The 26228-nt window shown below is 32.7% G+C and carries 23 protein-coding genes, 1 other RNA gene and 1 other annotated feature; of the genes, 13 read left to right on the top strand and 11 right to left on the bottom strand.

All coding sequences use genetic code 11. The features are described from left to right. Nucleotides 1–10: 10 nt before the first annotated feature. Nucleotides 11–838 carry a phosphate ABC transporter substrate-binding protein gene (locus tag FEZ08_RS00820; protein WP_138189800.1) on the bottom strand — a complete coding sequence of 276 codons (828 nt, stop codon included), beginning with the start codon at nucleotides 836–838 and terminating at the stop codon, nucleotides 11–13. Nucleotides 839–983: 145 nt separating this feature from the next. Between FEZ08_RS00820 and FEZ08_RS00815 the strand changes: the two genes are divergently transcribed. Beyond that, the gene (locus tag FEZ08_RS00815; RefSeq protein ID WP_199287983.1) at nucleotides 984–1670 is read left to right on the top strand and encodes a response regulator transcription factor; all 687 of its coding nucleotides are present in this window, start codon (nucleotides 984–986) and stop codon (nucleotides 1668–1670) included. 10 nt (nucleotides 1671–1680) lie between these two features. Beyond that, nucleotides 1681–2931 carry a sensor histidine kinase gene (locus tag FEZ08_RS00810; protein WP_138189799.1) on the top strand — a complete coding sequence of 417 codons (1251 nt, stop codon included), beginning with the start codon at nucleotides 1681–1683 and terminating at the stop codon, nucleotides 2929–2931. Here the strand turns inward: FEZ08_RS00810 and tadA are convergent. Then, the gene (gene tadA, locus FEZ08_RS00805) at nucleotides 2928–3407 is read right to left on the bottom strand and encodes a tRNA adenosine(34) deaminase TadA (RefSeq protein ID WP_138189798.1); all 480 of its coding nucleotides are present in this window, start codon (nucleotides 3405–3407) and stop codon (nucleotides 2928–2930) included. The two genes, FEZ08_RS00810 and tadA, sit on opposite strands and share 4 nt — an antisense overlap. Before the next feature lie 32 nt (nucleotides 3408–3439). Then, nucleotides 3440–3535, bottom strand: an RNA gene (ffs, locus tag FEZ08_RS00800) — signal recognition particle sRNA small type. Nucleotides 3536–3642: 107 nt separating this feature from the next. On the opposite strand from ffs, the gene FEZ08_RS00795 reads away from it, so the two are divergent. Next, complete coding sequence (locus FEZ08_RS00795; protein WP_138189797.1) at nucleotides 3643–4269, top strand: deoxynucleoside kinase; 627 nt, start codon at nucleotides 3643–3645, stop codon at nucleotides 4267–4269. Nucleotides 4270–4282: 13 nt separating this feature from the next. Next, nucleotides 4283–4951, top strand: a complete 669-nt coding sequence (locus tag FEZ08_RS00790; protein ID WP_138189796.1) for a deoxynucleoside kinase — start codon at nucleotides 4283–4285, stop codon at nucleotides 4949–4951. A 60-nt stretch (nucleotides 4952–5011) separates the two neighbouring features. Here FEZ08_RS00790 and serS read toward each other — a convergent pair whose 3' ends face one another. Next, on the bottom strand, nucleotides 5012–6283 hold the full coding sequence (serS, locus tag FEZ08_RS00785; RefSeq protein WP_138189795.1) for a serine--tRNA ligase: 1272 nt from the start codon (nucleotides 6281–6283) through the stop codon (nucleotides 5012–5014). A gap of 44 nt (nucleotides 6284–6327) precedes the next feature. Beyond that, nucleotides 6328–6547, bottom strand: a binding site (T-box leader). An 89-nt stretch (nucleotides 6548–6636) separates the two neighbouring features. Then, entirely contained in the window at nucleotides 6637–8007 is a 1371-nt protein-coding gene (locus FEZ08_RS00780; RefSeq protein ID WP_138189794.1) for a D-alanyl-D-alanine carboxypeptidase family protein, read from the bottom strand. A gap of 290 nt (nucleotides 8008–8297) precedes the next feature. On the opposite strand from FEZ08_RS00780, the gene FEZ08_RS00775 reads away from it, so the two are divergent. From FEZ08_RS00775 to nadR, 3 genes are all read left to right on the top strand, one after another. Further along, a complete protein-coding gene (locus FEZ08_RS00775) occupies nucleotides 8298–9698 on the top strand; it encodes a glycoside hydrolase family 1 protein (protein WP_422386939.1) in 1401 nt (466 codons plus the stop codon). Nucleotides 9699–9726: 28 nt separating this feature from the next. Beyond that, the gene (locus tag FEZ08_RS00770; protein WP_138189792.1) at nucleotides 9727–10413 is read left to right on the top strand and encodes a 6-phosphogluconolactonase; all 687 of its coding nucleotides are present in this window, start codon (nucleotides 9727–9729) and stop codon (nucleotides 10411–10413) included. Between the two features lie 120 nt (nucleotides 10414–10533). Then, entirely contained in the window at nucleotides 10534–11571 is a 1038-nt protein-coding gene (gene nadR, locus FEZ08_RS00765) for a multifunctional transcriptional regulator/nicotinamide-nucleotide adenylyltransferase/ribosylnicotinamide kinase NadR (protein ID WP_138189791.1), read from the top strand. Between the two features lie 60 nt (nucleotides 11572–11631). On the opposite strand, the gene gyrA is transcribed toward nadR, so the two are convergent. From gyrA to dnaA, 6 genes are all read right to left on the bottom strand, one after another. Next, nucleotides 11632–14145, bottom strand: coding sequence for a DNA gyrase subunit A (gene gyrA, locus FEZ08_RS00760; protein WP_138189790.1), 2514 nt, complete (start codon nucleotides 14143–14145; stop codon nucleotides 11632–11634). 45 nt (nucleotides 14146–14190) lie between these two features. Continuing rightward, nucleotides 14191–16095, bottom strand: a complete 1905-nt coding sequence (gene gyrB, locus FEZ08_RS00755) for a DNA topoisomerase (ATP-hydrolyzing) subunit B (RefSeq protein ID WP_138189789.1) — start codon at nucleotides 16093–16095, stop codon at nucleotides 14191–14193. A gap of 9 nt (nucleotides 16096–16104) precedes the next feature. Then, nucleotides 16105–17199 (bottom strand): DNA replication/repair protein RecF, encoded by a 1095-nt coding sequence (gene recF, locus FEZ08_RS00750; protein WP_138189788.1) that lies wholly within the window; start codon nucleotides 17197–17199, stop codon nucleotides 16105–16107. A 7-nt stretch (nucleotides 17200–17206) separates the two neighbouring features. Continuing rightward, nucleotides 17207–17419, bottom strand: coding sequence for a S4 domain-containing protein YaaA (yaaA, locus tag FEZ08_RS00745; protein ID WP_138189787.1), 213 nt, complete (start codon nucleotides 17417–17419; stop codon nucleotides 17207–17209). A gap of 147 nt (nucleotides 17420–17566) precedes the next feature. Beyond that, a complete protein-coding gene (gene dnaN / locus FEZ08_RS00740; protein ID WP_138189786.1) occupies nucleotides 17567–18697 on the bottom strand; it encodes a DNA polymerase III subunit beta in 1131 nt (376 codons plus the stop codon). A gap of 160 nt (nucleotides 18698–18857) precedes the next feature. Next, entirely contained in the window at nucleotides 18858–20288 is a 1431-nt protein-coding gene (gene dnaA / locus FEZ08_RS00735; protein ID WP_199287982.1) for a chromosomal replication initiator protein DnaA, read from the bottom strand. 511 nt (nucleotides 20289–20799) lie between these two features. Between dnaA and rpmH the strand changes: the two genes are divergently transcribed. The 6 genes from rpmH (at nucleotide 20800) to mnmG (ending at nucleotide 26227) form a co-directional block, all read left to right on the top strand. Then, nucleotides 20800–20934: a 50S ribosomal protein L34 gene (gene rpmH / locus FEZ08_RS00730; protein WP_138189785.1), complete on the top strand. Its 135-nt coding sequence runs from the start codon at nucleotides 20800–20802 to the stop codon at nucleotides 20932–20934. Between the two features lie 65 nt (nucleotides 20935–20999). Then, nucleotides 21000–21347 carry a ribonuclease P protein component gene (gene rnpA / locus FEZ08_RS00725; RefSeq protein ID WP_138189784.1) on the top strand — a complete coding sequence of 116 codons (348 nt, stop codon included), beginning with the start codon at nucleotides 21000–21002 and terminating at the stop codon, nucleotides 21345–21347. Between the two features lie 59 nt (nucleotides 21348–21406). Continuing rightward, nucleotides 21407–22207 carry a YidC/Oxa1 family membrane protein insertase gene (locus FEZ08_RS00720; RefSeq protein WP_138189783.1) on the top strand — a complete coding sequence of 267 codons (801 nt, stop codon included), beginning with the start codon at nucleotides 21407–21409 and terminating at the stop codon, nucleotides 22205–22207. A 24-nt stretch (nucleotides 22208–22231) separates the two neighbouring features. Then, nucleotides 22232–22855: an RNA-binding cell elongation regulator Jag/EloR gene (gene jag, locus FEZ08_RS00715; RefSeq protein WP_138189782.1), complete on the top strand. Its 624-nt coding sequence runs from the start codon at nucleotides 22232–22234 to the stop codon at nucleotides 22853–22855. Nucleotides 22856–22943: 88 nt separating this feature from the next. After that, nucleotides 22944–24305 (top strand): tRNA uridine-5-carboxymethylaminomethyl(34) synthesis GTPase MnmE, encoded by a 1362-nt coding sequence (gene mnmE / locus FEZ08_RS00710; protein WP_138189781.1) that lies wholly within the window; start codon nucleotides 22944–22946, stop codon nucleotides 24303–24305. A gap of 35 nt (nucleotides 24306–24340) precedes the next feature. Next, nucleotides 24341–26227: a tRNA uridine-5-carboxymethylaminomethyl(34) synthesis enzyme MnmG gene (gene mnmG, locus FEZ08_RS00705; protein WP_138189780.1), complete on the top strand. Its 1887-nt coding sequence runs from the start codon at nucleotides 24341–24343 to the stop codon at nucleotides 26225–26227. Nucleotide 26228: the final 1 nt, after the last annotated feature.

Below are 26228 nucleotides of genomic sequence, written 5' to 3'. Positions count from 1 at the left end.
TTTATTTTTATTAATTTACAGCAATGTATTTCTTAGCTGTAACAATTTGCTGTCCTTCGGGACTCAATACCCAATCAATAAATGCTTTATCTGCATCTGTAACCACATCTTCTTTATAAACCAATAAGAATGGCCGTTGTAATGTATAGCTTCCATTTTTAACATTATCCACTGTTGCTTCTACATCATTTAGGTGGATAGCTTTCAAATGATCATCAATAGCTCCTAACGAAAGGTACCCAATTGCATTAGGGTTTTGTGAGACCTCGGTGCGAACTGCACCAGTTCCATTAAACTCATTTGCACTTGTAACCATTTGATCTTTTATTTCTAGCAATTCTTCAAATGCCCCACGAGTACCTGAACCAGATTCTCTTGCAACAACTGAAATAGGAGCGTCTTTACCACCAACGTCTTTCCAGTTTGTTATCTTTCCAGTGTAAATATCGGTTAATTGTTGCGAAGTAAGATTATCAACACTATTTTCAGGATTGACAACAATAGCAATTGCATCAACTGCAATCATTACTGAAGTAAGCCCAGTCTTCTCTTCTGTTTTCAATTGTCTTGATGACATTCCAATTTCTGTGCTTCCTGATTGCGCAGCTTTAATTCCATCAGAAGAACCCGTTGGACTCATTTTTATTGTTACATTTGGTGCTACCGTTTTATATGCATCAATAATTCCCTCGTGCCCATTTGTAGTCTCAAATAATTCTGCTACTGATGTTGAGCCGTTTATTGTTATCGATGTATTACTGTTATCTGCTTGCGTACTACAACCTGCGAGTACTGCACCCAGTATTCCTAACACGATTAATGTTTTTCCCAATTTCATAGTTTATTCCTCCTTCGAATGATTTAAGTCTAACATTCTAATATGAATGGATGATTTCCCGAATGTTAATTTTTTGTAAAATCATTGTTTTAGTAGATAAAATATCCCCATTGTATGTTATTGTATATATAAGGAAAAGCAGGTGATGAAATTGGCAAATATTTTTGTTGTTGAAGATGAGACAAATCTCCAAAAAATTTTAAAGTATGATTTAACACATGAAGGATATAATGTTACTTTATCTGGAGATGGATTGGATGCTGCAGTGATACTTAAACATCAGTCTTTTGATATTTATTTACTTGACTGGATGCTACCGGAACTCTCAGGACTTGAATTATGTAAGATAATTCGTCAACATGATCAAACCGGGCACATTATAATGCTTACCGCAAGAAGTGATGAATTTGATAAAGTTGAAGCACTAAATGCCGGCGCAGATGACTATATTACCAAACCTTTTTCAAATCGCGAACTCATTGCACGCATACAGGCAAGATTGCGTAAGCAACATAACTTATCTGAATCTAAACAATTAGACAAAATAGTACTAAATGATATTACTATTATTCCTGAAAAATACGAAACATATTTAGGTGACGAAAAAATCGAACTTACATTGCGTGAATATGAACTTCTGCTTTATTTAGTTAAGCATGCAAATAAAGTTGTCAGTCGGGATCAACTACTTGAATCCTTATGGGGTTATAGCTATGATGGTGATACTAGAACAATAGATGTTCATATGTTCAAAATTCGCTCGAAATTTGAAAACGAAACTATTAAGTTTAAAACTATTCGCGGAATTGGTTACATGTTAGAAACAAAGTGAGGTTAGAAATATGTCTAAAGCTTTCATCAAATTATTATCATTAAATATCACACTCGTTATTCTCGCACTCATTGCTTTTTATTTCTATCCTTTCCTCGGACTTCTAGTTTTAATTATCGTTATTGGATTTGATATCAATAAAGTTTATAATCAATCCAAAGAACGCCAATCGGAAAAAATATATGAACGCAAGCGCTTTGAATTTGAATTATCGGAGACAGAAAAAACAATTGAAAATCAAGAGGCTCAACTAGAAGCCCTGTTAAACAATATTGATAGTCCAATTTTTTTCATTGATAACAATCACAACTTATCTTATTACAATATTCCATTTCAGAAAAACTTTAAATTTACTGAATCTAATCTTGTAGACTACTTACAAATACTGCCAAATGAATTAGTAAAATATATTGATGATGCTCAATTCTTAAATACTTCTACCGAGCATAGCATTAAAATAAATCAAAAATATTACCAATTCATCTCACATCCTATTAAAAATAACCAAGATTATTTCCTGGGAAATATTTTTATTTTAAATGACATCACCTCAATCGAGTACTCTAAGCGAGCACAACGACACTTTATCGCCTATGCTTCCCATGAACTTAAAACCCCTATTGCTGCAATTCGAGGAGCAATTGAAATACTAATCAATCATGATAACATTCCGGATGATGATAAAATTGACTTCCAAAATATGATTATTGAGCAAACAGAAAAAATGAATATATTAGTATCTGATTTACTTGACCTATCAAAACTGGAAAGTGATAGTTATCACTTAGACTATTCATTGGTTAGCATTAACAACCTTATTACTGAAACATTAAAGCCATTTGAGCAGGAAATAGCAAAACAACAACTAACAATTTCTATAAATTCAAATGACTTAAAATTCTATGTTGATCAATTCAGAATGAAACAAGTCTTTACTAATATAATAAGCAATGCCATAAAGTTCTCTCATCCGAACGGAACTATAGCTCTTTCAATTACCGAATCAAAGAATAACTACCAAATACAAATAACCGATAATGGCATTGGAATAAGTTCAAAGGACATCAAAAAAGTATTTGATCCATTTTATACAATCACCTCCAGAGATCAATCTTCCGGAACAGGCCTTGGGCTTACAATAGTAAAAACGATTATTGGTTTACATGATGGATCAATTGATATTACGAGTAAAAAAGACTCTGGAACAACAGTTTCAATCTTGATTCCTAAAAAATATATATTAGAAAAAGAGCTCAATTAATTTGAGCTCTTTTTCTTCTCGCGTATTTTTCTAAAAAATGTTGTCAGCATTTCGCCACATTCATCTCCCAGCACATCAGTAACAATTTCCGGATTATGATTAAATCTTGTATCTGCCGGTAAGTTCATTAACGAGCCGGTACATCCCGCTTTAGGATCGCTGGCACCATATACTAATCTTCCAACCCGGGATTGTATGACTGCACCGCTACACATCGGACATGGTTCCAGAGTTACATATAAAGTGCACTCATTTAGTCGCCACGTACCCAGCTTCTCACATGCCTTTTTAATCACTTTTATTTCGGCATGATCAAGTGCATTTTGTGACTTCTCTCTAGTATTATATGCTCGGGCAATAACTTTGTTGTCATGGACAATGATTGCACCTATTGGCACTTCACCAAGAGACTCAGCCTTCTTTGCTAAACGAATTGCTTCACGCATAAAATCAATATCTCTTTTCTCCAAATCCATAAAAGTATTACACCGCCTTTTTAATTCATTTAAATAAAAAGCGTCCACACACACGCAAAGGGTTGCTTATGGCTGCTTCCTTCCGGATCTGACCAAGTTCACAAATTTGCATTGTATAGACGCATTTATTATTATACCTTTTTTACTCTTCAAAATCAATATTCTGTCATTTATTTCTATCATTTTATTTTATATGAGATATAATAGAAGTATCCAGAAAAAATGAGGTATATTTATGAACACACATCAAACTCCATTCATTGCAATTGAAGGTCCAATTGGTGTTGGTAAAACATCACTTTCTTTGCTTGTCTCTGAGGCACTTGGATATTCATTACTAAAGGAAATAGTATATGAAAATCCATTTCTTGAAAGTTTTTATGAAAATATAGATACATGGGGATTTCAAACCGAGATGTTTTTCTTAGTAAATAGATATTTACAGTTAGAAGACATTCAGAAGAACTATATTGAAAAGGCGAAACCTGTTGTTGCTGATTATCATATTTTTAAAAACTTGCTATTTGCTGATATGAATTTACATCCAGATAAATTCAGTAAGTTTCAAAAAATTTATCACACACTTATTGATGGTCTCTTACAACCTAACCTTTTAATTGTTATCAACGCCAGCCTTGATACATTAAAGCACCGTATAAATATCAGAAGCCGTGATTTTGAAGAACTTATTGAAGATGAGTATCTTGAGAAGCTTATCATTGAATATGATGCATATGCGACACTATTTGAGCTTGAGCATCCAGATATTCCAGTTTTACGCATTAATGGCGATCATGTTGACTTTGTTAATAGCCCTGATGACCTTAAAAAAATTATCGAACAAATAAAAGAATTATTATAGGAGAGTATAGATTATGATTAATAGAGATATTTGCGAAAAATATAATATCCCGTTACATTCAGTTATTTCAATAGCCGGCACAGTAGGTGTTGGTAAGTCTACGCTAACCAAAGCATTGGCTGAAGCATTAGGTTTTAAGACATCTTTGGAAAGAGTTGAAAACAATCCATATTTAGATAAGTATTATGCCGACTTTACAACTTGGGCATTCCATTTACAGATTTTCTTTCTTGCTGAACGCTTTAAGGAACAAAAACGTATGTTTCAATATGGTGGCGGATTCATTCAGGACCGTTCAATATATGAAGACGTTGATATTTTTGCCAAATTAAACTTTGAGCAAGGAAAAATGTCTGAAGATGACTATGACACATATACATCTTTATTTAATGCAATGGTTATGACCCCCTTCTTTCCACATCCTGACTTAATCATTTACGTTGAAGGTGAATTTGATGATATTATTGATCGCATCCATGAACGTGGCCGTGAAATGGAAATAGTCACCGATGTAGAATACTGGAAGACTCTATATTCTCGCTACTCAACTTGGATTGATAATTTCAATACTGCACCTATTCTCAGAATAAATATGAATGACTATGATATATTAAATGATGAATCAAGCCTGGACTACATCCTAACAAAGATTGGCAAGATTATCCACACCACTGTAAAGTAGAAAAAAAGATAGCTTAAGGCTATCTTTTTTTATTTATCACTATTTCACAATTGAAATATCTTACTTAATTATTGTCTCTCCAAAATATGGAACAAGTACTTCTGGAATATTAACTGAACCATCTTCATTCTGATAGTTTTCAAGGATAGCTGCAATGGTCCGGCCAATTGCTAAACTTGATCCATTTAGTGTATGTACATAATTAAGTTTTCCGGTTTCTTGATTACGATATTTAATGTTTGCTCTTCTTGCTTGAAAATCTCCCATATTACTGCATGAAGAAATCTCTTTATAAGCATTATATGATGGTAGCCATACTTCAATGTCGTATGTTTTAGCAGATCCAAAACCAGTATCTCCACTGCATAATTCAATAACTCGGTACGGTAAGCCAAGTAACTGTAATATTTGTTCTGCGTTCCCAGTTAGTATCTCAAGCAATTCCGCAGAAACATCCGGAGTTGTGAATGCAACTAGTTCAACTTTTTCGAATTGATGCTGACGGATAAGACCCCTTGTGTCACGTCCGGCAGCTCCAGCTTCTGAACGATAGCATTGTGTATATGCCGTATATTTGATTGGCAATGCTTCCTGGTTAATAATATTATCTCGTTGGGTATTTACTAATGGTACTTCTGCTGTTGGAATAAGATAGTATTCTTTCTCATAATCTAATTTAAATAGATCTTCTGCAAACTTTGGCAGCTGCCCACTTGCATATAAACTCTCACGATTAACGATATGTGGCGTTGCCATTTCCGTATAGCCATTCTTTGTATTTGTATCAAGCATAAAATTCATAATTGCCCGTGCAAGTTTTGCACCACGGTCTTTATAGACTGCAAAGCGTGTTCCGGTTAACTTTGCAGCTGTTTCTAAATCAATAATATCTAAATCTTTTATTATGTCCCAGTGGGCTTTAGGTTCATAATTAAATTCAGTTGGCACACCATGTTTTCTGATCTCAATATTTTCGTCTTCATCTTTACCTACCGGCACATCCGGAGCTAATATATTTGGCAATTGCTCCATTATCGCTGTTATCTTATTTTCGATGTTTGCTAGTCTTTCATCGTTTGCTTTAATAGTGTCACCCAAACCGTCTACCTGTGCGAATATTTCGGTGGTATCCTTGCCCTCGCGTTTATATGTTCCTATTAACTTCGATGCTTCATTACGCTTATTTTTTAATGCTTCATTATCCTGCAATAAAACTTTACGCTCACTATCCAGTTCTGGAAACTCATTAACAATAGAACTATCCATTTGTCGCTTCACTAAATTTTCTTTTACGAGTTCAAGATTCTCTCGCATAATTTTCATGTCTATCATAATTAAAACCTCCTATAAAATCAAAAAAGACATCTCTTTCTTACGAAAGGGACGTCTTTACGCGGTGCCACCCTAATTACAATGTTTCACGTGAAACATTGTCACTTCATTCCGCTATAACGGGCGTTCCCGAAAGTACCTACACAGTTTCCCTTCAATACTTCACTCCGAGTCTGATTCATAACTATTAACTATCCGTTTTCACCAGCCACGGACTCTCTACAAATTAAGTGAGTTACTACTAATTCTCATCCTAGATTTCATTGATTGTATTTATTATAGTAACTTCAGAATAAAAAGTCAAGTCAGATAAATGTTTCACGTGAAACATAAAAGGAGTTGCAAAGCAACTCCTAAACAAATACCCCAACAATTATATCTTTAAGTTCTTCTATCCAGTTGAATAAGAAAAAGCCTTCTCCAACATCTTCTGTAGCATATACTGGAACATATGCATATGTTTCAGTGCTATCCTTTAAGTAAAGTAAGTTAACACCCTTTACAGCAATATTACCCAGTTTTTCTCCAGCCAAAATATTTCCTTGAAACTTATTATAAGTATCATTGTACTGCGGATGAGTTGGAATAAACTCTGCTTGAACATTAAACTTAGTATTAGTAGTTAATAACACAAACTTTTCTTTCACCGCGGCACTCACAACGCCCTTTGAGGCTTGGCGAGTCTCAAAACCGCCAATTCCATTAATAGAACTATCTGGTGCAACAACTATATATTGATCCAGCGTCTTATAAGCAAAATCTAACATCTTGGCAGTTTCTACATTTCTATCATCAGCATTACGGCATCCAATTATAACGGTAATAATATTCAAACCATTATTTTCAGTATATCCAGCAAATGAAGATGTATACTCATAGATATCAGAACCGGTTTTAAGGCCTGTCATTCCCTGATATTCATCTGGAAGACCGGGAAGCATGTGGTTAGCACTTACCAAGTCTTCTGGATAACTAGTGTATGCACCAAAAGTAAATTCACTTTGTTTTGTAATATCAATTACTTCAGGATATTCATTAATCAAATGCATAGAAAGTAACCCAACATCTCTGGCAGTCATGATATTATCACCCTCACCAATGTCTATACCGAATGGACTAATGTCGCCTCCGGAAAGACCTGTTGACGTTGTAAATTTTGATTGCGACAATCCAATCTCTGCAGCAGTCTGATTCATTAACTTAACAAAAGAAGCTTCATCTCCGGAAATTGTACGCGCCAGTGCCATAAGAGCAGCATTTGCAGAAACAATCAAACTTGCATCTAAAAGATCTTTAACCGTATATGACTCCCCAGCTTGCAACGGAACATTTGAAAACCCACTAGTCGTTGAAATCAAACTCAGGTCATCGTCAATTTTAATTTTTGTATCCCAGGTAAAACTAGGGTCATTCTCAGCAATCTTTTGCAAAACAATATAAGCGCTCATTAATTTAGAGACACTATAAACATTCATTGGTTTATCAATTGTATCATAATATAAAATTTGTCCTGTATCAGCATTAACCATTAAAGCAGCATTTGCATTAATAAATGGAAATTGAGATTCATCAATAACCGGTGTGTTATCCTCTGTTTGTAGGATGTCATTTAGATCATTTGTAACACTTGGATCCACAGCAATTGCATGGGTCGGAACGGACATAAAACAAAATATTGAAAGTACCAATAAAATAACACCTAATGAGTGTGCTATTTTTCTCATTTACTACACCTCGATATTCAATATGTATCCTATATATTTTACCTCATAATCTAATTTTTTTAAATAGGCAAATCTAATTATTCACAATTTAACAATTACTTTTCGGATAAATTCCCTTATCATCACTGGACTATTACCTTAAAAAGCAAGTAGAGACTTGCTTTTTAAATAAAATTATTTCCCGGGTCATAATTCGCATTTTCAGATATTACACTAAATTTTCAGATATTGAAAGCAATTACAGTTGAAACATAGGTATAATATAAGTAGCGGTATAATAAGGAGTGAGTATTATGACTAAAACAAATAAAGGATTTCCTAAAGATTTCTTTTGGGGTGCCTCTACTAGTGCGTATCAAGTAGAAGGTGCATATGATGAAGATGGCAAAGGCTTATCAGTGCAGGATATCCCGAAGCCTTACCATGATAAGATATGTGATTTCAAAGTTACAAGTGACCACTATCACCATTATAAAGAAGATATTGCACTTATGGCTGAAATGGGATTTAACGAATATCGTTTCTCCATAAGCTGGCCAAGAATCTTTCCTGATGGAAATGGTCCAATCAACAAAAAAGGAATTGAATTTTATAATAACCTCATCGATGAACTTATAAAGTACAATATTGAGCCTGTACTGACAATATATCATTTTGATTTGCCACTTGAATTAGAAAAACAAGGTGGTTGGTCAAATCGCGAATTAATTATTGATGCCTATGTTCAATATGCGAAAACATTATTTGAATACTTTGGCGACCGCGTAAAATTTTGGCAAACTATTAATGAACAAAATATGCTTGTGCTCTATGGATCATTGCTAGGAACCGGAGCAACACAAAAGGAATTGTATCAACAAAATCATCATATGATGCTAGCACAGTCATTAGTTATGAAGTTATGTCATGAAATGCTTCCGGAAGCTAAAATTGGACCAGCTCCTAATATTGCCTGCGCCTACCCTGCTACTTCAAAACCCGAAGACATTGTAGCAGCTCAAAACTTCAGCGCGATTCGCAACTGGCTATATTTAGATGTTCCAATTCGTGGACACTATAATAAAATCGCATGGAGCTATTTAGAAGAGTTCGATTTAGTACCAACCTTTGAACCCGGTGATGAAGAAATTCTTCGTGGTGCCAATCCGGATTTTATTGCATTTAATTATTATAACTCCGCAACAATTGAACATGCACCTTATGATGCGCCGGTTGGTGATAAAGGCGACCAGCAAATGGCATTTACAATTCCTGGATGGTTTAAAAGCTTTGACAATCCGTACTTGACTAAAACAGAATTTGGCTGGGAAATGGATCCAGTGGGTTTGCGAACAACTATCAGAGAAATGTATGATCGTTATGAATTACCAATGATTATTACTGAAAATGGTCTGGGAGCTTATGATACATTAGAAGAAGGCGATATTGTCAATGATCCATATCGAATTGATTATTTACGTGAACATATTGAACAATGCCGTTTAGCAATTGAAGATGGCTGCGAATTATTTGGCTTCTCACCATGGTCTGCAATTGACCTGGTTAGTACACATCAAGGATGCAGCAAACGATATGGTTTCATATATGTAAATCGTGACGAAAAAGATGATAAAGATTTGCGCCGTGTTCGCAAAGCCAGTTTCTACTGGTACAAAAAAGTCATAGCATCAAACGGCAGTGACTTAACATAAAATTTATGATAATAGGGGTAATATTACTATGAAAACATCAATCTATAAGACTTATGAACAAGCATCTCAACATATCGTTGATGCATTAAAAGAACAATTGAATAAAAAACCAAACTCACTTGTATGTTTAACTTCAGGTGCAACACCAATTAAAACTTTCGAATTATTGGTTAAAGCATATAAAAATAATGAGATAGACTTCTCACAAGCAACTTTTGTAAGCTTAGATGAAGTTGTTGGTAAAAATGCCAGTGATAAAGATAGCTTAGCTACTTTCATGGATGAACAACTATTTGATCATGTTGAAGTAAAGCAAAATGTATTCTTTGATGGCAAAGCTGATGATCTTCAAGCTGAATGCGATAAAATGGAAAAATTTATCACTGACTTCGGTGGTGTTGACTTCCTACTTCTTGGAATTGGTACAGATGCTCATATTGCATTAAACCAACCAGGAAGTGCATTTGATGCACCATGCCGCATTGCACACTTTGTTGTTGATGAAACATTAGCAATTGATGGATTATCATTTGGTATCGGTACTATCATGCGTGCCCATAAAATTATCTTAATGGCTAATGGAACTAAAAAAGCTCCAGTTATGAAAGAAGTACTTGCAGTCGACCATTTAGTTGAAGACTTACCAGCTACAATATTACACACTCATCCAAATGTAGAATTTGTATTGGATGAAGAAGCAGCTAGTGAATTATAGAGAAAGTTTAAAAGGCTGGGTCTCAAGGACCCAGCCTTTTCTATTTTTCCTAACAATCAATAAATTTGTAATTTTTCATAGAATCCACTAAAATATGAATAAAGGAGTTTGGATATATTTATGAAAACAGGCGTTATCTTCGGAAAATTTTTTCCACTTCATACAGGACACATTCATTTTATCAACATGGCTAGTAGTTTGGTAGATAAACTCTATATTTTTGTTGGTGTTGACAGCGATCGCGATCAAATCCTTTTCAATGATTCAAAACTTCGTGCTTTCCCTACCCCGCAAGATCGTTTGCGTTGGGTAGCAAAAACATTTCAAAAACAAGATACAATTGAAGCACATATTTTAGATGAAAGCGGCATTCCATTTTATCCTAATGGATGGGCTGGATGGTCAGATCGGGTTAAAGAGAAATTCAAAGAATTCGATATAAATCCTGATATTGTATTTAGTTCTGAATTAGATGATATTGAAAATTATCAAAAATACTTTGGATTACCAACTAAAATTATTGATGCAACACGCTCATTTGTCCATATCAGCGCAACCGACATCAGACAACACCCATTTCGTAATTGGGATTATATCCCGAATGAAGTGAAACCGTTCTTTGTTCGTACAGTAGCTATCCTTGGTGGCGAAAGTAGCGGGAAATCTATTTTAGTTAATAAACTTGCTCATGTTTTCAATACAACTTCTGCCTGGGAATATGGCCGAGATTATGTTTATCAGGAATTAGGCGGTACTGAAGAAGCATTGCAATACTCTGACTACCCTAAAATTGCCTTGGAACACCACAAATTTATCGAGTATGCTGTGCGTCATGCTAATCGAATTGCTTTTCTTGATACTGACTTTTTAACAACCCAGGCCTTCTGTATTCAATACGAAGGCCGAAAAAATCCGGTTTTAGACACATTAATCAATGAATTCCAATTTGATAAAGTAATTTTATTGGATAACAATACACCATGGGTAGATGATGGAATGCGTTCACTTGGAACACCACAAAAAAGACGTGACTTCCAAAATCTCTTGATTGATTTACTTGATGAATATAATATTGAATATACTGTCATAGATGATAAAAGCTATGAAGACAGATATTTGGCAGCAATTGACATTGTTCAGAAACTTCTTAATGATTAAAAAATGGCCCGCTTCTGAGCCGGCCATAGAAAAACGCGAGGCACTCAGGCCTCGCGTTTTTTATTCTTCTTCAACAGTAACTGTCTCAACAATCACTTCTTCGGTAACTTCAACTATTTCTTCCTCTTCATCATCTCTAGGAATAACAGCTATCGTTGAAACTTGACTATCATCAGCAACACGGATTAAGCGAACACCTTGAGTTGCCCGTCCGGTTTGTGAAATTTGATCAATTGGTGTACGAATAATAATACCCTCAGTTGTAATAATCATAAGATCATCATTATCTTCAGGATTAACGGCTTTCAGAGCAACTAAATTACCATTTCGCTCAGTAATATTAATTGTCTTAACCCCTTTACCACCACGCGATTGTAAACGATATTCAGAAATCGGCGTCCGTTTTCCATATCCTTTTTCGGTAACTACCAGCACTTCACGATCGTCTTCAGCAACTTCCATACCGATGATACTTTCGCCAGCATCGATACGCATTACTCTGACGCCACTTGCAGTACGTCCCATCTCACGAATACTCGTTTCTTCAAAACGAATCATCTTACCATTGCTTGCACCAACAATAATTTCATCATTTCCATAAGTACGACGAACAGAAATTAATTCATCATCTTCACGAAGATTAATAGCAATTTTTCCGTTTGCACGAATATTTTCAAATTCTTTTAAGTCAGTCCGTTTACCAACACCCTGACGAGTAACATACATTAAGCAACCCTCTTCTTCAAAGTTCTTAATTGGAATAACTGCATTGATATATTCATCTTTTTCGATTGGAAGAATATTTACAATTGGTAATCCTTTGGCAGTTCTACCATATTCAGGAATATTATATCCTTTCAAGCGATATACCTTACCACGATTTGTGAAGAATAATAAGTAATCATGAGTATTAGTTGTTAATAAGTGTTCTACAAAATCCTCTTCGGTAGTTCCCATTGCTTTAATACCTTTTCCACCACGGTTTTGTGCTTTATAAGTATCAGTTGCAACACGTTTAATATATCCTTTATTTGTTAATGTAATAACAACGTCTTCTTGCGGAATTAAATCCTCATCTTCGATATTTAAGAAGTCACCTTCTAAAATTTCAGTCCGACGAGCATCTCCATAATTATCACGGATTTCAGTTAATTCAACCCGGATAATTTCCAAAATCCGTTCTTCTTTAGCTAAAATATCTTTCAAATCTTCAATCAGTAACAATAATTCATTTAACTCATCTTCAATTTTTTGACGTTCTAAACCAGTAAGTCTTTTCAGACGCATATCTAGAATTGCTTTTGCTTGAATTTCGGTTAAACCGAAACGCTCCATCATCTCATTTTGAGCTGATGAATCATCATTAGCTGCACGGATGATTTTGATGATTTCATCAATATTATCCAACGCAATTTTTAAGCCTTCTAAAATATGAGCACGACGTTCAGCTCGATTCAAATCAAACTGAGTACGACGGCGGATAACTACTTTCTGATGATCAAGGTAATGTAATAAAACTTCTTTAACATTTAAAATTTTTGGCGTTCCATTTACTAACGCCAGCATATTCACACTGAAAGATGTTTGCAATGATGTCTGCTTATAAAGGTTATTTAAAATAACCTCTGCTTGGGCATCGCGGCTTGTTTCAATAACAATCCGGATACCTTCACGGTTTGATTCATCACGTAAATCAGTTATACCTTCAATTTTCTTCTCACGAACAAGTTCAGCAATACGTTCAATCATTTTTGCCTTATTTACTTGATAAGGAATCTCACTTACTAAAATTGTTGATTTTCCATTTTTATGTTCAATAATTTCAGCTTTTGAACGCATCATGATTGAACCATTACCAGTTTCATAAGCACGCTTAATTCCAGAGCGCCCTAAAATAGTGGCACCGGTTGGAAAATCCGGTCCAGGCAGATATTGCATTAATTCTACAATTGGAATATCTTCGTTCTCCATAAGAATTAATACCGCATCAATAACTTCAGTTAAGTTATGTGGTGGAATATTAGTTGTCATCCCAACTGCAATACCCATTGAACCATTAACTAATAAGTTAGGAAATCGCGCCGGTAAAACTGCCGGTTCACGTTCAGAGCCATCATAGTTATCAACAAAATCAATCGTATCTTTTTGAATATCACGCATTAATTCCATTGATATCTTACTCATTTTTGCTTCGGTATACCGCATCGCAGCTGCGCCATCACCATCGATAGAACCAAAGTTCCCATGACCATTAACGAGCATATAACGATAACTAAACTCTTGAGCCATACGTACCATCGAACCATAAACAGCAGAATCACCATGCGGGTGATACTTACCTATTACTTCCCCGACAATACGGGCAGACTTTTTATAAGCCTTATCAGCGTACATACCTAAATCATTCATCGCATACAAAATACGACGGTGAACAGGCTTCATACCATCACGAACATCAGGTAATGCCCGCGAAACGATAACACTCATCGAGTAATCCAAAAACGACTCACGCATCTCGGTAGCGATATTTCTTTCTAATATTCGTTCAGTAAACTGTTTTTCTTCATTTGACATGCATTTTCACCTCAGTGTCTTCATTATGTCATTTATTATCTAAAATTAAATATCAAGATTTTTTACATAGATTGCATTCTCTTGAATGAAATCACGTCTTGGTTCTACATTTTCACCCATCAGCATATCAAATACTTGATCAGCTTCCATTGCATCTTCCAACTTAACTTGCAGGAAAGTACGCGTTTCAGGATCCATTGTTGTTTCCCATAACTGTTCCGGATTCATTTCTCCAAGACCTTTATAGCGCTGGATACCTGGTTTTACATTTGGACCAAGTTCTGCTAAAGCAGCATCCAATTCTTCATCGCTATAAACATATTGAGCCGACTTACCAACTTGAATTTTATAAAGTGGTGGTTGGGCAATATAGATATGTCCTTGCTCAACAAGCTGCGGAATATGACGATAGAAAAATGTTAAAAGTAAAGTTCTAATATGTGCACCATCTACATCGGCATCGGTCATAATAACAATTTTATTATAACGTAATTTTTCAATTGTAAAGTCTTCACCAATACCAGTACCGAAAGCTGTAATCATTGAACGAATTTCTGTATTAGCAAAAATTCGATCAAGACGAGCTTTCTCAACATTTAATATCTTACCTCGAATCGGTAAAATAGCTTGAAATTTGCTGTCACGGCCTTGTTTTGCACTTCCACCGGCCGAATCCCCTTCGACTATATAAATCTCCGAAATTGATGCATCTTTTGATGAACAATCGGCTAATTTACCTGGCAGAGAAGAAATTTCCAGCACATTTTTACGTCGAGTGAGCTCACGGGCACGTTTCGCCGCGACACGTGCTCGTGCAGCCATCAATCCTTTTTCAATGATTTGCCCAGCACTTTCAGGATTTTCTAACAAAAATTCTTCAAATTTCTCAGCAAATATTTTATCTACAATTGCACGGACTTCACTGTTACCTAATTTTGTCTTTGTTTGTCCTTCAAATTGTGGATCTGGGTGCTTAATTGAAATAATACATGTTAATCCTTCACGAACATCATCACCGGTTAAATTATCTTCAGTACTTTTGATAAAATTATTTTTCAAAGCATAATTGTTAATAACCCGCGTTAATGCACGACGGAACCCTTCTTCATGAGTTCCACCTTCATGAGTGTGAATGTTATTGGTGAATGAATATAGATTAGTTGTATAGCCGCTATTATATTGCATAGCAACTTCAACCATAATATCATCACGTTCACCCTCAACATAAATGATTTCCTCATGAATTGATTCTTTATTTTTATTTAGGTAAGCTATATATTCTTTAATACCGCCCTCGTAATGAAACTCTTCGCGTTTTCCAAAACGACGGTCAACAATATTAATCTGTAAACCTTTATTTAAGAATGCAAGCTCACGAATACGATTACGTAAAATATCATAATCATATACTTGGGTTTCAGTAAAGATCTCCGGATCAGGCCAAAACTGAACTGTTGTTCCAGAATGGTCAGCATCGCCAACTACTTCTAAATCACCAATCGGTACACCGCGTTCAAAAGCTTCAAAATATTTTACACCGTCTTTATTTACAATAACCTCAAGACGAGTTGATAGAGCATTTACTACAGATGCCCCTACACCATGAAGACCACCGGAAACTTTATATCCGCCGCCACCGAATTTCCCGCCGGCATGAAGAACGGTTAAAATCGTCTCGACAGTTGAACGACCAGTTTTTTCATGGATATCAACAGGAATACCACGTCCATTATCAATAACTTTAATCGAATTATCTTCTTCAATTTCCACTGTAATTTCATCGCAGTAACCAGCTAATGCTTCATCAATTGAGTTATCAACAATCTCCCAAACTAAATGATGGAGCCCACGTGATGAAGTTGAACCAATATACATCCCTGGCCGTTTACGGACTGCCTCAAGACCTTCAAGGACCTGTATACTACTTGCATCATAATTTTGTTCTGCCATAAATTTCACCTACTCTATAATTTTGCCGTCATCAATTTTTATAATTTGATAATCAGCAGTAATGTATTCATCAAGTTTATGTAATTCCGTTGTTGTGATGAATGTTTGCATCTCTGGGTCCAATTTATTTATTAATTGAACCTTTCGATTGTCATCAAGCTCACTTAATACATCATCCAATAATAATATTGGATATGTATTGGCTTGTTCATAAATATATTCAATTTGCGCTAATATCAGTGTCAAAACAACTGTACGTTGCTGACCTTGCGATCCATATAAACGAAGATTCTTTTCATCAATAAAAAAAATAAGATCGTCACGATGTGGACCAATTAATATTTTGCGTTGCCTTATTTCCCGTTCTTTGTATTCAGCCATCTTTTGTTTTAGTTCAGTAATTAAATCACCATTACTAGGATAACTTATACAATTTGATTCATAAGAAAAAGTGAATGTTTCTTTTTCACTTGTTAATGTATCAAAAATTGGTTGGACTAACACCTGTAGTCGATCAATATATTCAATTCTTTTTTGATAAATAATTGTCATCTGTTCTATAAGTTGGTCATTTAAAATATCAATATAAATTGAATCTACATGCTCTGATTTTAGTGTTTCCTTTTTCTGTGCCAAAATTTTGTTATAGATAACTAAAGATTGTAAATACTGATTATCAAGTTGAGATAGTTGTAAATCAAGAAATTTACGTCTTAATCCAGGAGAACCTTTAATTAACAATAAATCTTCCGGAGAAAATTTTACAACGTAAACATTACCGACAAAATCAATAAGTCGTTTACATTCAACTTGATTAATCTTAACCTTCTTTCCATTACGCGCTAAAATATATTCAAATTGCATTGTTCCTTGATTTTTTTCGACAACTGCATTTATTTTTGCAAAATCAGCACCAAAAGAAATAAGTTCCTCATCAGAATGTACTCGGTATGACTTAGCATACGCGAGTACATAAATAGATTCTATAAAACTTGTTTTTCCTTGAGCATTTTGACCAATTAATACATATAAGTTTTTATCAAATGTATATGATTGATTGCTATAATTGCGAAAATTTTTAATATCAATGGAACGTAATCTCAAAGCATATTCATCCTTTAACTATTATAAATTCCTGATCATCAACTTTTAACTGATCTGAAACATATAATTTTCGTCCCCGACGATTCTCAAGTTCATTATTTACATATACCGGATACTCCTCAAGAAAAAACTTTGCAGCTCCTCCGGTACCAATAATTCCTGTAACTTTCAAGAATTGACCGAGCGTAATAAATTCGGTTTCAATTTGTACTTTTTGCATATTTCCTCCAAACTTTCTCCTACATAATATTTTACCATATTTTTATAAAAAAATCAGCCTTTTTCAGCTTAAATTAAAGGTTTTTTAACACTAAATAGTCAAAAAAAGAGGAGCGTCCGAAAACCTCCTCAAATAAGCAAAAAATGACTAATATGTGCGAATAGGTAAAATCAATTGAATAAGATTTTCATCATCTTTTGAATGAATAATAAATGGTTTTAATTCACCATTTAAACTTATAGTAATTTTATTAACTTCCATAGCTTTCAACGCGTCTAATGCATAGCGAGCATTGAATGAGATTTTTAATTCATCACCACTTATTTGGGCACTCTGAATTTTTTCTCTTACTTGACCAATTTCTTGAGAAATTGATTTAATTTCCATTCCATCAGTTTTTATATCTGCATTTACAATATTATTGTGGATATCTCTTGAAAGCAATGAAGCCCGATCAATTGCATGTAATAATTCATTTAAATCAGCTTCTATAACAGTATTAAACTCAGTTGGTATTAATTTAGAAGTATCCGGATAATTCCCTTCAATCAGGTTAGATTGCAGGCAAATACTTTCAGTAATAAACAATATCTTGCTTTGTGAAGTATAAATAGTCAAAACATTATCTTCAATTTCATCTAGAATTTTACTTAATTCCTGTAAAGTTTTTGCAGGAATTATTAAGTTTTTACTCATAACAGGTTCAACATCAAGTAACACCTTTTTCTGAGCTAAACGATAACTGTCAGTAGCAGTCATAATTAAGTCTTTTCCTTGAATAACAAAATTTACACCTGTTAATATTGGACGACTTTCTGATTGTGATGTTGCAAAAACAGTTTGCTTAATCAAATTTTGAACAATTTGTTTTTGTAATTGAAAACTTTTTTCTTCAGTAATAAGAAAAATATTTGGATATTCTTCAACTGATAAAGTATTTAAAGTAAATTCACTTGATGTTGTATATACTTGCATTAAATTTGTATCAATTAACTCAAATGATACTGTATCGCCATCAATCTTTTTAATTATTTCAGTAATATACTTTGAAGGAAGTACACAAGTACCACTTTGTTCAACTTGAATCTTATCTTTATTGTTTTCATTTAACTTAGTGATAATTGACATTTCTGTGTTTGATCCGGTTAAAGTAATTGAGTCTGCTGTCACTTCAAATTTAATTCCTGATAGTATTGGTGTAATAACACGACTGGAAATAGATTTAGTTACGTGATTAAGTAACTGTAAAAGCATTGAGCGATTAATTGAAAACTTCATCTGTCTTCCTCCTAAATAAATTATTTATTTTAGTATAGTAGTTATAGTATAGCATGTTTATATGTTGAAAAGTTAGCTTTTTTACCTATTTAATTAGATTTTTTAACTATAATTCTTGTGGATATCTTTAAAGATAAGATGTTAATAAATCGGGACTTATCTACAATTGGTTTTTAAGCTCATGAATAAGAGCATCGATTTCTTTGTCTTTTTTTCTCAATTCTTCAATTTTATCAACGGCATGCATGATTGTAGTATGATCTCTTTTACCAAAATTTTGTCCAATTTTTTGTAATGAGTTATCAGTTAGTTCTTTACATAAATATATAGCAATTTGTCGATAAGTTGTTAAAGGTTGTTTTCTAGTTTTTGATTGCAAATCTTCTACACTGATTTGAAAATATTTAGCAACAATCTTTTGAATTCTTAAAATTGACATTTTCTCTGAACTCTTTTTAGAAAATCCTTTTAATGCTTCAACTGCAAGATCAAGATTAATGTCACGAGCTCCGTAAATTGATGCATAAGCTAGAACCCGGTTAAGGCCACCTTCAAGTTCTCTAACATTTAATTCAAATTGACTAGCAACATACTCTATAACGTCACTAGGAAAATATTCATCGCTATTTAACATCTCAACCTTTTTATTCAATATCGCAATACGCGTTTCAATGTCTAATGGCTGCATGTCGGTTATTATTCCCCAAGAAAAGCGGGAAATTAGACGTTCCGTTAACTTTGAAAGCTCAGTAGGAGGTGCATCAGAAGTAATAACAATTTGTTTATTTAGGCTATATAAATGATTAAATGTATGGAAAAATTCTTCTTGAATTTTTTCTTTGCCGGCCAGAAATTGGATATCATCAACAAGTAATACATCAACATCGCGATATTTACGGCGGAATTCATTGTTATTTTTTTCCCTGATTATATTGTTAATGAAATCATTAAGAAATGTTTCGCAAGTGACATAAGTTATTTTCGTATTTGGGTTTTGCTGAAGAATATAATGACCAATTGCTTGCATTAAATGTGTTTTTCCAAGACCAGATCCTCCATATAAAAATAATGGATTATATTTTTTACCAGGATTCTGTGCTACAGATAAAGAAATGTTATATGAGAATTGATTACCATCACCAACTATGAAATTATCAAAAGTATAAAATTCATTTAAATTGGATAATTCATAATTTGGTGCTACTTGACTAGTAAATTGTTGCTGTGGAGTTTGAGAGTAAGCAGTATTTATGTTATCAACTTCTGAAAAATCATTTTGTATATGATTTTGGTTAGTAACAAAAGATGGTTCTTCAATTTGTGGTTCAGTGTTTTCAAGTACAAATTGAACATTCAATTTTTCACCAATAACTTCTTCTATTGCATTTTCAATAATATTAGTATATTTATCAGATAACCACTGCAAAACAAATTCATCTCTTGTTGCAATAATAATAGTTTGCGAATCCATACTTAAAGGAGTAACCTCCTTAAGCCAATTTTCATAACTTGTTTGGGTAATTTTTTGATTAGATAATAAATATTCAATTGCCATATTCCAAGTTTTTTTGGCGTAATCAATCATTTCCATAAATATCGTTGCTCCTAATATTATTATGTTATTTAACTATAGCTGAAACATGAAAAAAGCACAAAAAAAGTTATCCACATTAAGTTTTGAATAAAATCAATGTTTTTTTAACTTTTCCACAGTCAGTGGATAAAATTATACAACACTGTATAAAAGTTTTCAACAAAAAAATAAAATATAAAAAAAATGTGTATAAGCAACAGTTTTAAGACTACTTATATACACGATAGAATAGCAAAATATTCAATTTTTATATAGCTTTATTATCTTTTCCACATGAAATCAAAGGATTTAAATATTTTTCAACAAAATATGTATATAAGTGAAGATTATCTAATTTTTATAAAAAAAATATCCACATTTTTATTTTTTATCCACTTGTTATCAGAAAAGTTAAAAAAATGAGTTATTATACAAATAAATACAAAAAAAGGTTGCATAGTTTCTTGATATTATATATAATTGATAAGCATGTAGATGAAGAAAAAACATCCATAGGAGGTGTGTCCGTATGAAACGAACATTTCAACCAAATAAACGGAAGAGAAGTAAAAAACACGGTTTTCGTGCTCGTATAAGTACTCCGACCGGGCGTAATATTTTAAAACGTCGTCGTTTAAAAGGACGTAAAGTGTTATCAGCTTAATATTAAACCACTGCTAGCAGTGGTTTTTTTTCATCAATACAATAAAAAATAAAAGAGGTATTTTGATGAAGAGAAGTGAAATGATAAAAAAGAATGAAGATATACAAGCGATTTTAAAATCTCCTTTGATTAAAAAAAATCGTGATTTTGTTGTATATACAAAAAAGAATTCTTTAAATAAAAACAGATTTGCAATTTTAGTTGGAAAAAAGATTGGTAAGGCTCATATAAGAAATCTATTAAGAAGAAAAGTAAAGGCTGCAACCGATGAAATTAAGCAAGATTTTAATGAAGGATTTGATCTTGTTATTATTGCCCGGGCATCTATTTTAAAGTTTTCATATATAGAAATAAAAAATAGCTTGGAAAATGTCTTGAAAAAGCATACAATAATATATAAGGATAAAAGTTAAAAAAATAATTTTATAATTTATTATAAATTTATTTCTAATTTAAAGGAGATACGCAATTTATGAAGTCTTTAAAACAAAAACATAAAATACAGCTAGCAATTGTTGCTGTTATAATGTTAGTGGTACTTACAGGGTGTAGCACAGCTACAATTACAGATGGTTCTGTTCCAGAAGGATTGTTTGATTATATTGTATTCCCACTGTCAGCAATGATCACGTTCTTTACCAACTTAACAGGTAACGGTGGTATTGGTATTATTCTTTCTACTATTGTTGTACGTTTAATTGTCCTTCCATTAGATATTTGGAGTCAAATGAGTACAATGAAAATGTCTAAAATTCAGCCTGAAATTAAAAAAATTCAAGATAAATATCCTAATTATAAAAGCGATCCGGTTCAATCTCAAAAACTGAATATGGAAATGCAAGCAGTTTATCAACGTAGTGGTACAAGTATGCTTGGTGGATGTTTGCCAATGATTGTACTGATGTTTGTACAATTACCATTATTATCAGCATTCTTCTATGCAATTCAAAGAACTGAAATTTTACAAAATCCTGATTTTGGTACATTATTTGGTGTTACATTAGGAGTTGCACAAGATGGTATTTTCAGATGGTTCGCAATTGCATCAATTGTTACAATGTTAATTTCACTATTTATTGGTTTACCAAAAGAACAAAGAAATTTAAATTTCAAGGAAAATCCAACAGCATTAACCATGATGATTATGCCTATTATGATGTTAGCAATTTTATGGAATGCATCAGCAGGTTTATCATTATACTGGACTACAGGAAATATTATTACAATTATTCGTACAGTCATTATGAACCATATAAAATCTAAAAGTAAATAAAAAATATATGAGGTGAGTAGGAATATGCTTAAGTTTAAAAAAATAGAATCAAAATCAATAGAGAACGCAATTCAACAGGTACTCACAGAATATAGTATTAATGAAGATGAACTTATCTATACTATTATAGATGAAGGAAAATCTGGAATTTTAGGAATGGGTTCAAAACCGGCAGCAATTGAATATTTAACCAAAAATGATATTGTTAATGACATAATTGTATTTTTGACAGAAATTCTTACTAAAATGGATATTGATCAAGTTGAAGTAAAAGGAACTTTTGTTAATGACAGAATTACATTAGAAATAAATAGTAATCAAAATGGATTAATAATTGGAAAAGATGGACAAACACTTCAAGCAATTCAATTCTTAATTAGTCAAATAATCAGAAATCATTTTCCAAATCAAAATTTACATATTTTTGTTGATGTTTCAGGATATAGAAAAGATAATAATGATAAGTTAATACAGTATGCAATTAGAATTGCTCATAAGGTAGCAAAATATAAAAAAGATATGGATCTAAGACCAATGAATTCATATCAAAGAAGAATTATTCATGAAGCACTTATGGATGATAAATTCGTTACTACAGAAAGTGCTGGTGAAGGACCAGATAGACATATAGTTATTAAATTGAAATAACATTCAACCCTTGTTTAAAAAAACAAGGGTTTTTCAAACAAAAAATAGTAAAAATATGATAATATAGAAAAGGCAAAGGATGATAAATATGTTTGAAGATACTATTGCAGGGATTTCAACTGCATTTGGTGAATCAGCTATTTCAATAATACGAATAAGCGGGAGTAAATCAATCGAAATAATAAATTCTATATTTACTAAAAATCTGACAGAACAGAGTAGTCATACAATTCATTACGGAAAGATTGTTGATCCTGATGAGAATTCAATAGTTGATGAAGTTTTAGTAAGTCTTTTTAAAGCACCTAAGACCTATACACGGGAAGATATTATCGAAATAAATTGTCATGGTGGAATATATGCGACTGAAAAAATATTAGAAATTGTATTAAATCAAGGAGCAAGAATCGCTGAACCAGGTGAGTTTACAAAAAGGTCTTTTCTAAATGGAAGAATTGATTTAGTACAAGCTGAATCAATAATGGATATTATTCATTCAAAAACAGAAGAATCACTGGTATTAGCAAATAAAGGTTTAGATGGAAAATTATCATTATTAATAAAAACACTAAGAGAAAAAATATTGGACATTATAGCACACATAGAAGTTAATATAGATTACCCAGAATATGATGATGTAATTGAAATGACTAATACAGATTTATTTCCGAAAATGGAAGAAATAATAAATGAAATGGATATAATACTAGAAGCCTCAAAAACCGGTAAAGTAATTAGAGAAGGAATAAAAACAGCGATTATTGGTCGCCCAAATGTTGGTAAATCAAGTTTATTGAATAATTTATTACAAGAAGATAAAGCAATTGTAACCCATATTGAAGGAACAACACGTGATATTGTCGAAGGTGAAATAAAAATTGGTGGAATTGTCTTACATTTAATTGATACTGCTGGAATAAGAAAAACAGATAATGTAATCGAAGAAATTGGAATTGAAAAATCAAAAAAAATGATAGATGAAGCAGAGCTAATATTATTTGTTTTGAATGGAAATGAAGAGCTCACAGAAGAAGATATTGATTTATATAATAAAGTGAAAAATAAAAATCATATTGTTTTAGTAAATAAATCAGATTTAGAACAAAAAATAAACTACGTAACAATAGAAAGTAATAATATTTTAAAAATATCAGCATTAAATGATGTTGGATTTAAAGAACTAAATAACAAAATAAAAAAACTATTTCAACTAAATAAAATAGGAAATAAAGATCTTACATATTTATCAAACTCAAGACATATACACTTACTAAAAGAGTCGAAAAAAAGTCTAAAATCTGCAATAAATAATGTCAAATTAGGAATGCCTATTGATATTGCAGAGGTTGATATAAAAAATGCTTGGGATTATTTAGGAGAGATCCTTGGAGATTCAGTGAAAGATGAATTACTAGATGAGTTGTTTAGTAAATTTTGTTTAGGAAAATAATATTTCCCGGGAAATATTTGTAAGGGAGTAATATAATGGAATATGAAATAATTGTAGTTGGTGGTGGTCACGCTGGTTGTGAGGCAGCCATTGCTGCTGCAAAAATGCAACATAAAGTTGCAATGATAACCTCTAATAAAAAAATGATTGCACATATGCCATGTAACCCATCTATTGGTGGGCCAGCTAAAGGTATTGTAGTTAGAGAAATTGATGCTTTAGGTGGTGTTATGGGAAAAGTAGCCGATCAAACAAATATTCAAATGAAAATGTTGAATTTAAGTAAAGGACCGGCAGTTTGGTCTCTTCGCGCACAAGCTGATGTTATTGAATATCCTAAAAGAATGATTGAAATATTAGAAAATCAAGAAAATCTCTCAATTATTGAGGCATTTGTTGATAAATTAGTAGTTAAGGATAATAAGATTCATGGAGTACTACTTGCTGACGGCAGAGAAATAAAGGCTAAAAAAGTAGTGCTAACAACTGGAACATATATGCATTCACATATCTTAGTTGGTCATACGAAGAAAGAAGGTGGCCCAGGAGGTCAACCAACAAAGGCAAGCCTTTCGAATAACTTACGTGAGTTAGGAATAAATTTATTTAGATTAAAAACCGGAACTCCTGCTCGAGTTAAAAGAGATAGTATAGATTTTACGAAGACTACTCCTCAACCTGGTGATTCAATCAAAAGAAACTTTTCTTTTGATAATATTTCCGCTAACAAAAACATTCAAGAACTTTGCTATTTAACATATACAAATAAAGAAACTCATGAAATTATTAATAATAATATTGACAAGTCTGCAATGTACTCTGGTTTAATCGAGGGGAAAGGTCCTAGATATTGTCCATCAATTGAAGATAAATTAGTTCGTTTTTCTGACAAAGAAAGACATCAAATTTTTTTGGAACCAGAAAGTCTACATACGGATAGTATATATTTGCAAGGTCTTTCGACAAGTTTACCAAATGATATTCAAAATCAGTTTATTCGTACTGTTCCTGGATTAGAACGTTGCGAAATAATTAAGTATGGATATGCAATTGAATACGATGCAATTATTCCAACCGAACTCTGGCCAAGTCTAGAAACAAAAAAAATATCTGGACTATTTTCTGCAGGACAAATAAATGGAACAAGTGGTTATGAAGAAGCTGCAGGTCAAGGTTTGATAGCCGGTATTAACGCAGCATTGCAAATTGAAAATAAAGAGTCATTAATTTTAAGTAGAGATGAAGCCTATATTGGGGTATTAATTGATGATTTAGTTACTAAAGGTACCGATGAACCTTATAGATTATTAACATCACGTGCGGAATATAGATTATTGCTCAGACATGATAATGCTGATTTAAGATTAAGAAAAATAGGACATGAAATAGGACTAATATCAGATGAACAATATATTGAATTCCAAAAAAAATGTGCTACTATAAATGAATATATTGAAAAAATAAAAACAATTAAAATAACGACAAAGATCAAAATAAATGAATATTTAAGTAATATTGGTTCAAGTAAGTTAAAGGACGGAATCAGTTTATACGATCTTATGAAGAGGCCGGAACTATCATACAAAAACGCAATTGATTTATTAAAAATAATGCAGGAGTATGAAATATATACTAGAATAAAACTTGATAATGTTAAAGAAGAAATTCAACAACAAATTGAAATACAAATAAAGTATGACGGTTATATCAGAAAAGCAAAAAATCAAGTTGATAGAATTAAACAACTCGAGAAGAAAAAGATACCTCAAAATATCGATTATAATCTAGTACCTAACTTAGCCTTAGAGGCACGACAAAAACTAAAAGAGATTCAACCAATTACATTAGGGCAAGCTTCTCGAGTATCTGGAGTGAATCCTGTAGATATTAGCATGTTGTCTATATATATAAAAAATAGATAGG

The sequence above is a fragment of the Culicoidibacter larvae genome, from assembly GCF_005771635.1.
In the GTDB taxonomy this organism is placed as follows: domain Bacteria; phylum Bacillota_I; class Bacilli_A; order Culicoidibacterales; family Culicoidibacteraceae; genus Culicoidibacter; species Culicoidibacter larvae.
The sequence above is the reverse complement of the archived record's forward strand: the minus strand, read 5'-3'. Positions and strand labels throughout refer to the sequence as shown.

What these genes read in the sequence shown, in the direction of transcription:
- FEZ08_RS00820 (WP_138189800.1), bottom strand. Translation starts at nt 838, where the DNA reads ATGAAATTGGGAAAAACATTAATCGTGTTAGGAATACTGGGTGCAGTA.
- FEZ08_RS00815 (WP_199287983.1), top strand. Translation starts at nt 984, where the DNA reads ATGAAATTGGCAAATATTTTTGTTGTTGAAGATGAGACAAATCTCCAA.
- FEZ08_RS00810 (WP_138189799.1), top strand. Translation starts at nt 1,681, where the DNA reads ATGTCTAAAGCTTTCATCAAATTATTATCATTAAATATCACACTCGTT.
- tadA (WP_138189798.1), bottom strand. Translation starts at nt 3,407, where the DNA reads ATGGATTTGGAGAAAAGAGATATTGATTTTATGCGTGAAGCAATTCGT.
- FEZ08_RS00795 (WP_138189797.1), top strand. Translation starts at nt 3,643, where the DNA reads ATGAACACACATCAAACTCCATTCATTGCAATTGAAGGTCCAATTGGT.
- FEZ08_RS00790 (WP_138189796.1), top strand. Translation starts at nt 4,283, where the DNA reads ATGATTAATAGAGATATTTGCGAAAAATATAATATCCCGTTACATTCA.
- serS (WP_138189795.1), bottom strand. Translation starts at nt 6,283, where the DNA reads ATGATAGACATGAAAATTATGCGAGAGAATCTTGAACTCGTAAAAGAA.
- FEZ08_RS00780 (WP_138189794.1), bottom strand. Translation starts at nt 8,007, where the DNA reads ATGAGAAAAATAGCACACTCATTAGGTGTTATTTTATTGGTACTTTCA.
- FEZ08_RS00770 (WP_138189792.1), top strand. Translation starts at nt 9,727, where the DNA reads ATGAAAACATCAATCTATAAGACTTATGAACAAGCATCTCAACATATC.
- nadR (WP_138189791.1), top strand. Translation starts at nt 10,534, where the DNA reads ATGAAAACAGGCGTTATCTTCGGAAAATTTTTTCCACTTCATACAGGA.
- gyrA (WP_138189790.1), bottom strand. Translation starts at nt 14,145, where the DNA reads ATGTCAAATGAAGAAAAACAGTTTACTGAACGAATATTAGAAAGAAAT.
- gyrB (WP_138189789.1), bottom strand. Translation starts at nt 16,095, where the DNA reads ATGGCAGAACAAAATTATGATGCAAGTAGTATACAGGTCCTTGAAGGT.
- yaaA (WP_138189787.1), bottom strand. Translation starts at nt 17,419, where the DNA reads ATGCAAAAAGTACAAATTGAAACCGAATTTATTACGCTCGGTCAATTC.
- dnaN (WP_138189786.1), bottom strand. Translation starts at nt 18,697, where the DNA reads ATGAAGTTTTCAATTAATCGCTCAATGCTTTTACAGTTACTTAATCAC.
- dnaA (WP_199287982.1), bottom strand. Translation starts at nt 20,288, where the DNA reads ATGGAAATGATTGATTACGCCAAAAAAACTTGGAATATGGCAATTGAA.
- rpmH (WP_138189785.1), top strand. Translation starts at nt 20,800, where the DNA reads ATGAAACGAACATTTCAACCAAATAAACGGAAGAGAAGTAAAAAACAC.
- rnpA (WP_138189784.1), top strand. Translation starts at nt 21,000, where the DNA reads ATGAAGAGAAGTGAAATGATAAAAAAGAATGAAGATATACAAGCGATT.
- FEZ08_RS00720 (WP_138189783.1), top strand. Translation starts at nt 21,407, where the DNA reads ATGAAGTCTTTAAAACAAAAACATAAAATACAGCTAGCAATTGTTGCT.
- jag (WP_138189782.1), top strand. Translation starts at nt 22,232, where the DNA reads ATGCTTAAGTTTAAAAAAATAGAATCAAAATCAATAGAGAACGCAATT.
- mnmE (WP_138189781.1), top strand. Translation starts at nt 22,944, where the DNA reads ATGTTTGAAGATACTATTGCAGGGATTTCAACTGCATTTGGTGAATCA.
- mnmG (WP_138189780.1), top strand. Translation starts at nt 24,341, where the DNA reads ATGGAATATGAAATAATTGTAGTTGGTGGTGGTCACGCTGGTTGTGAG.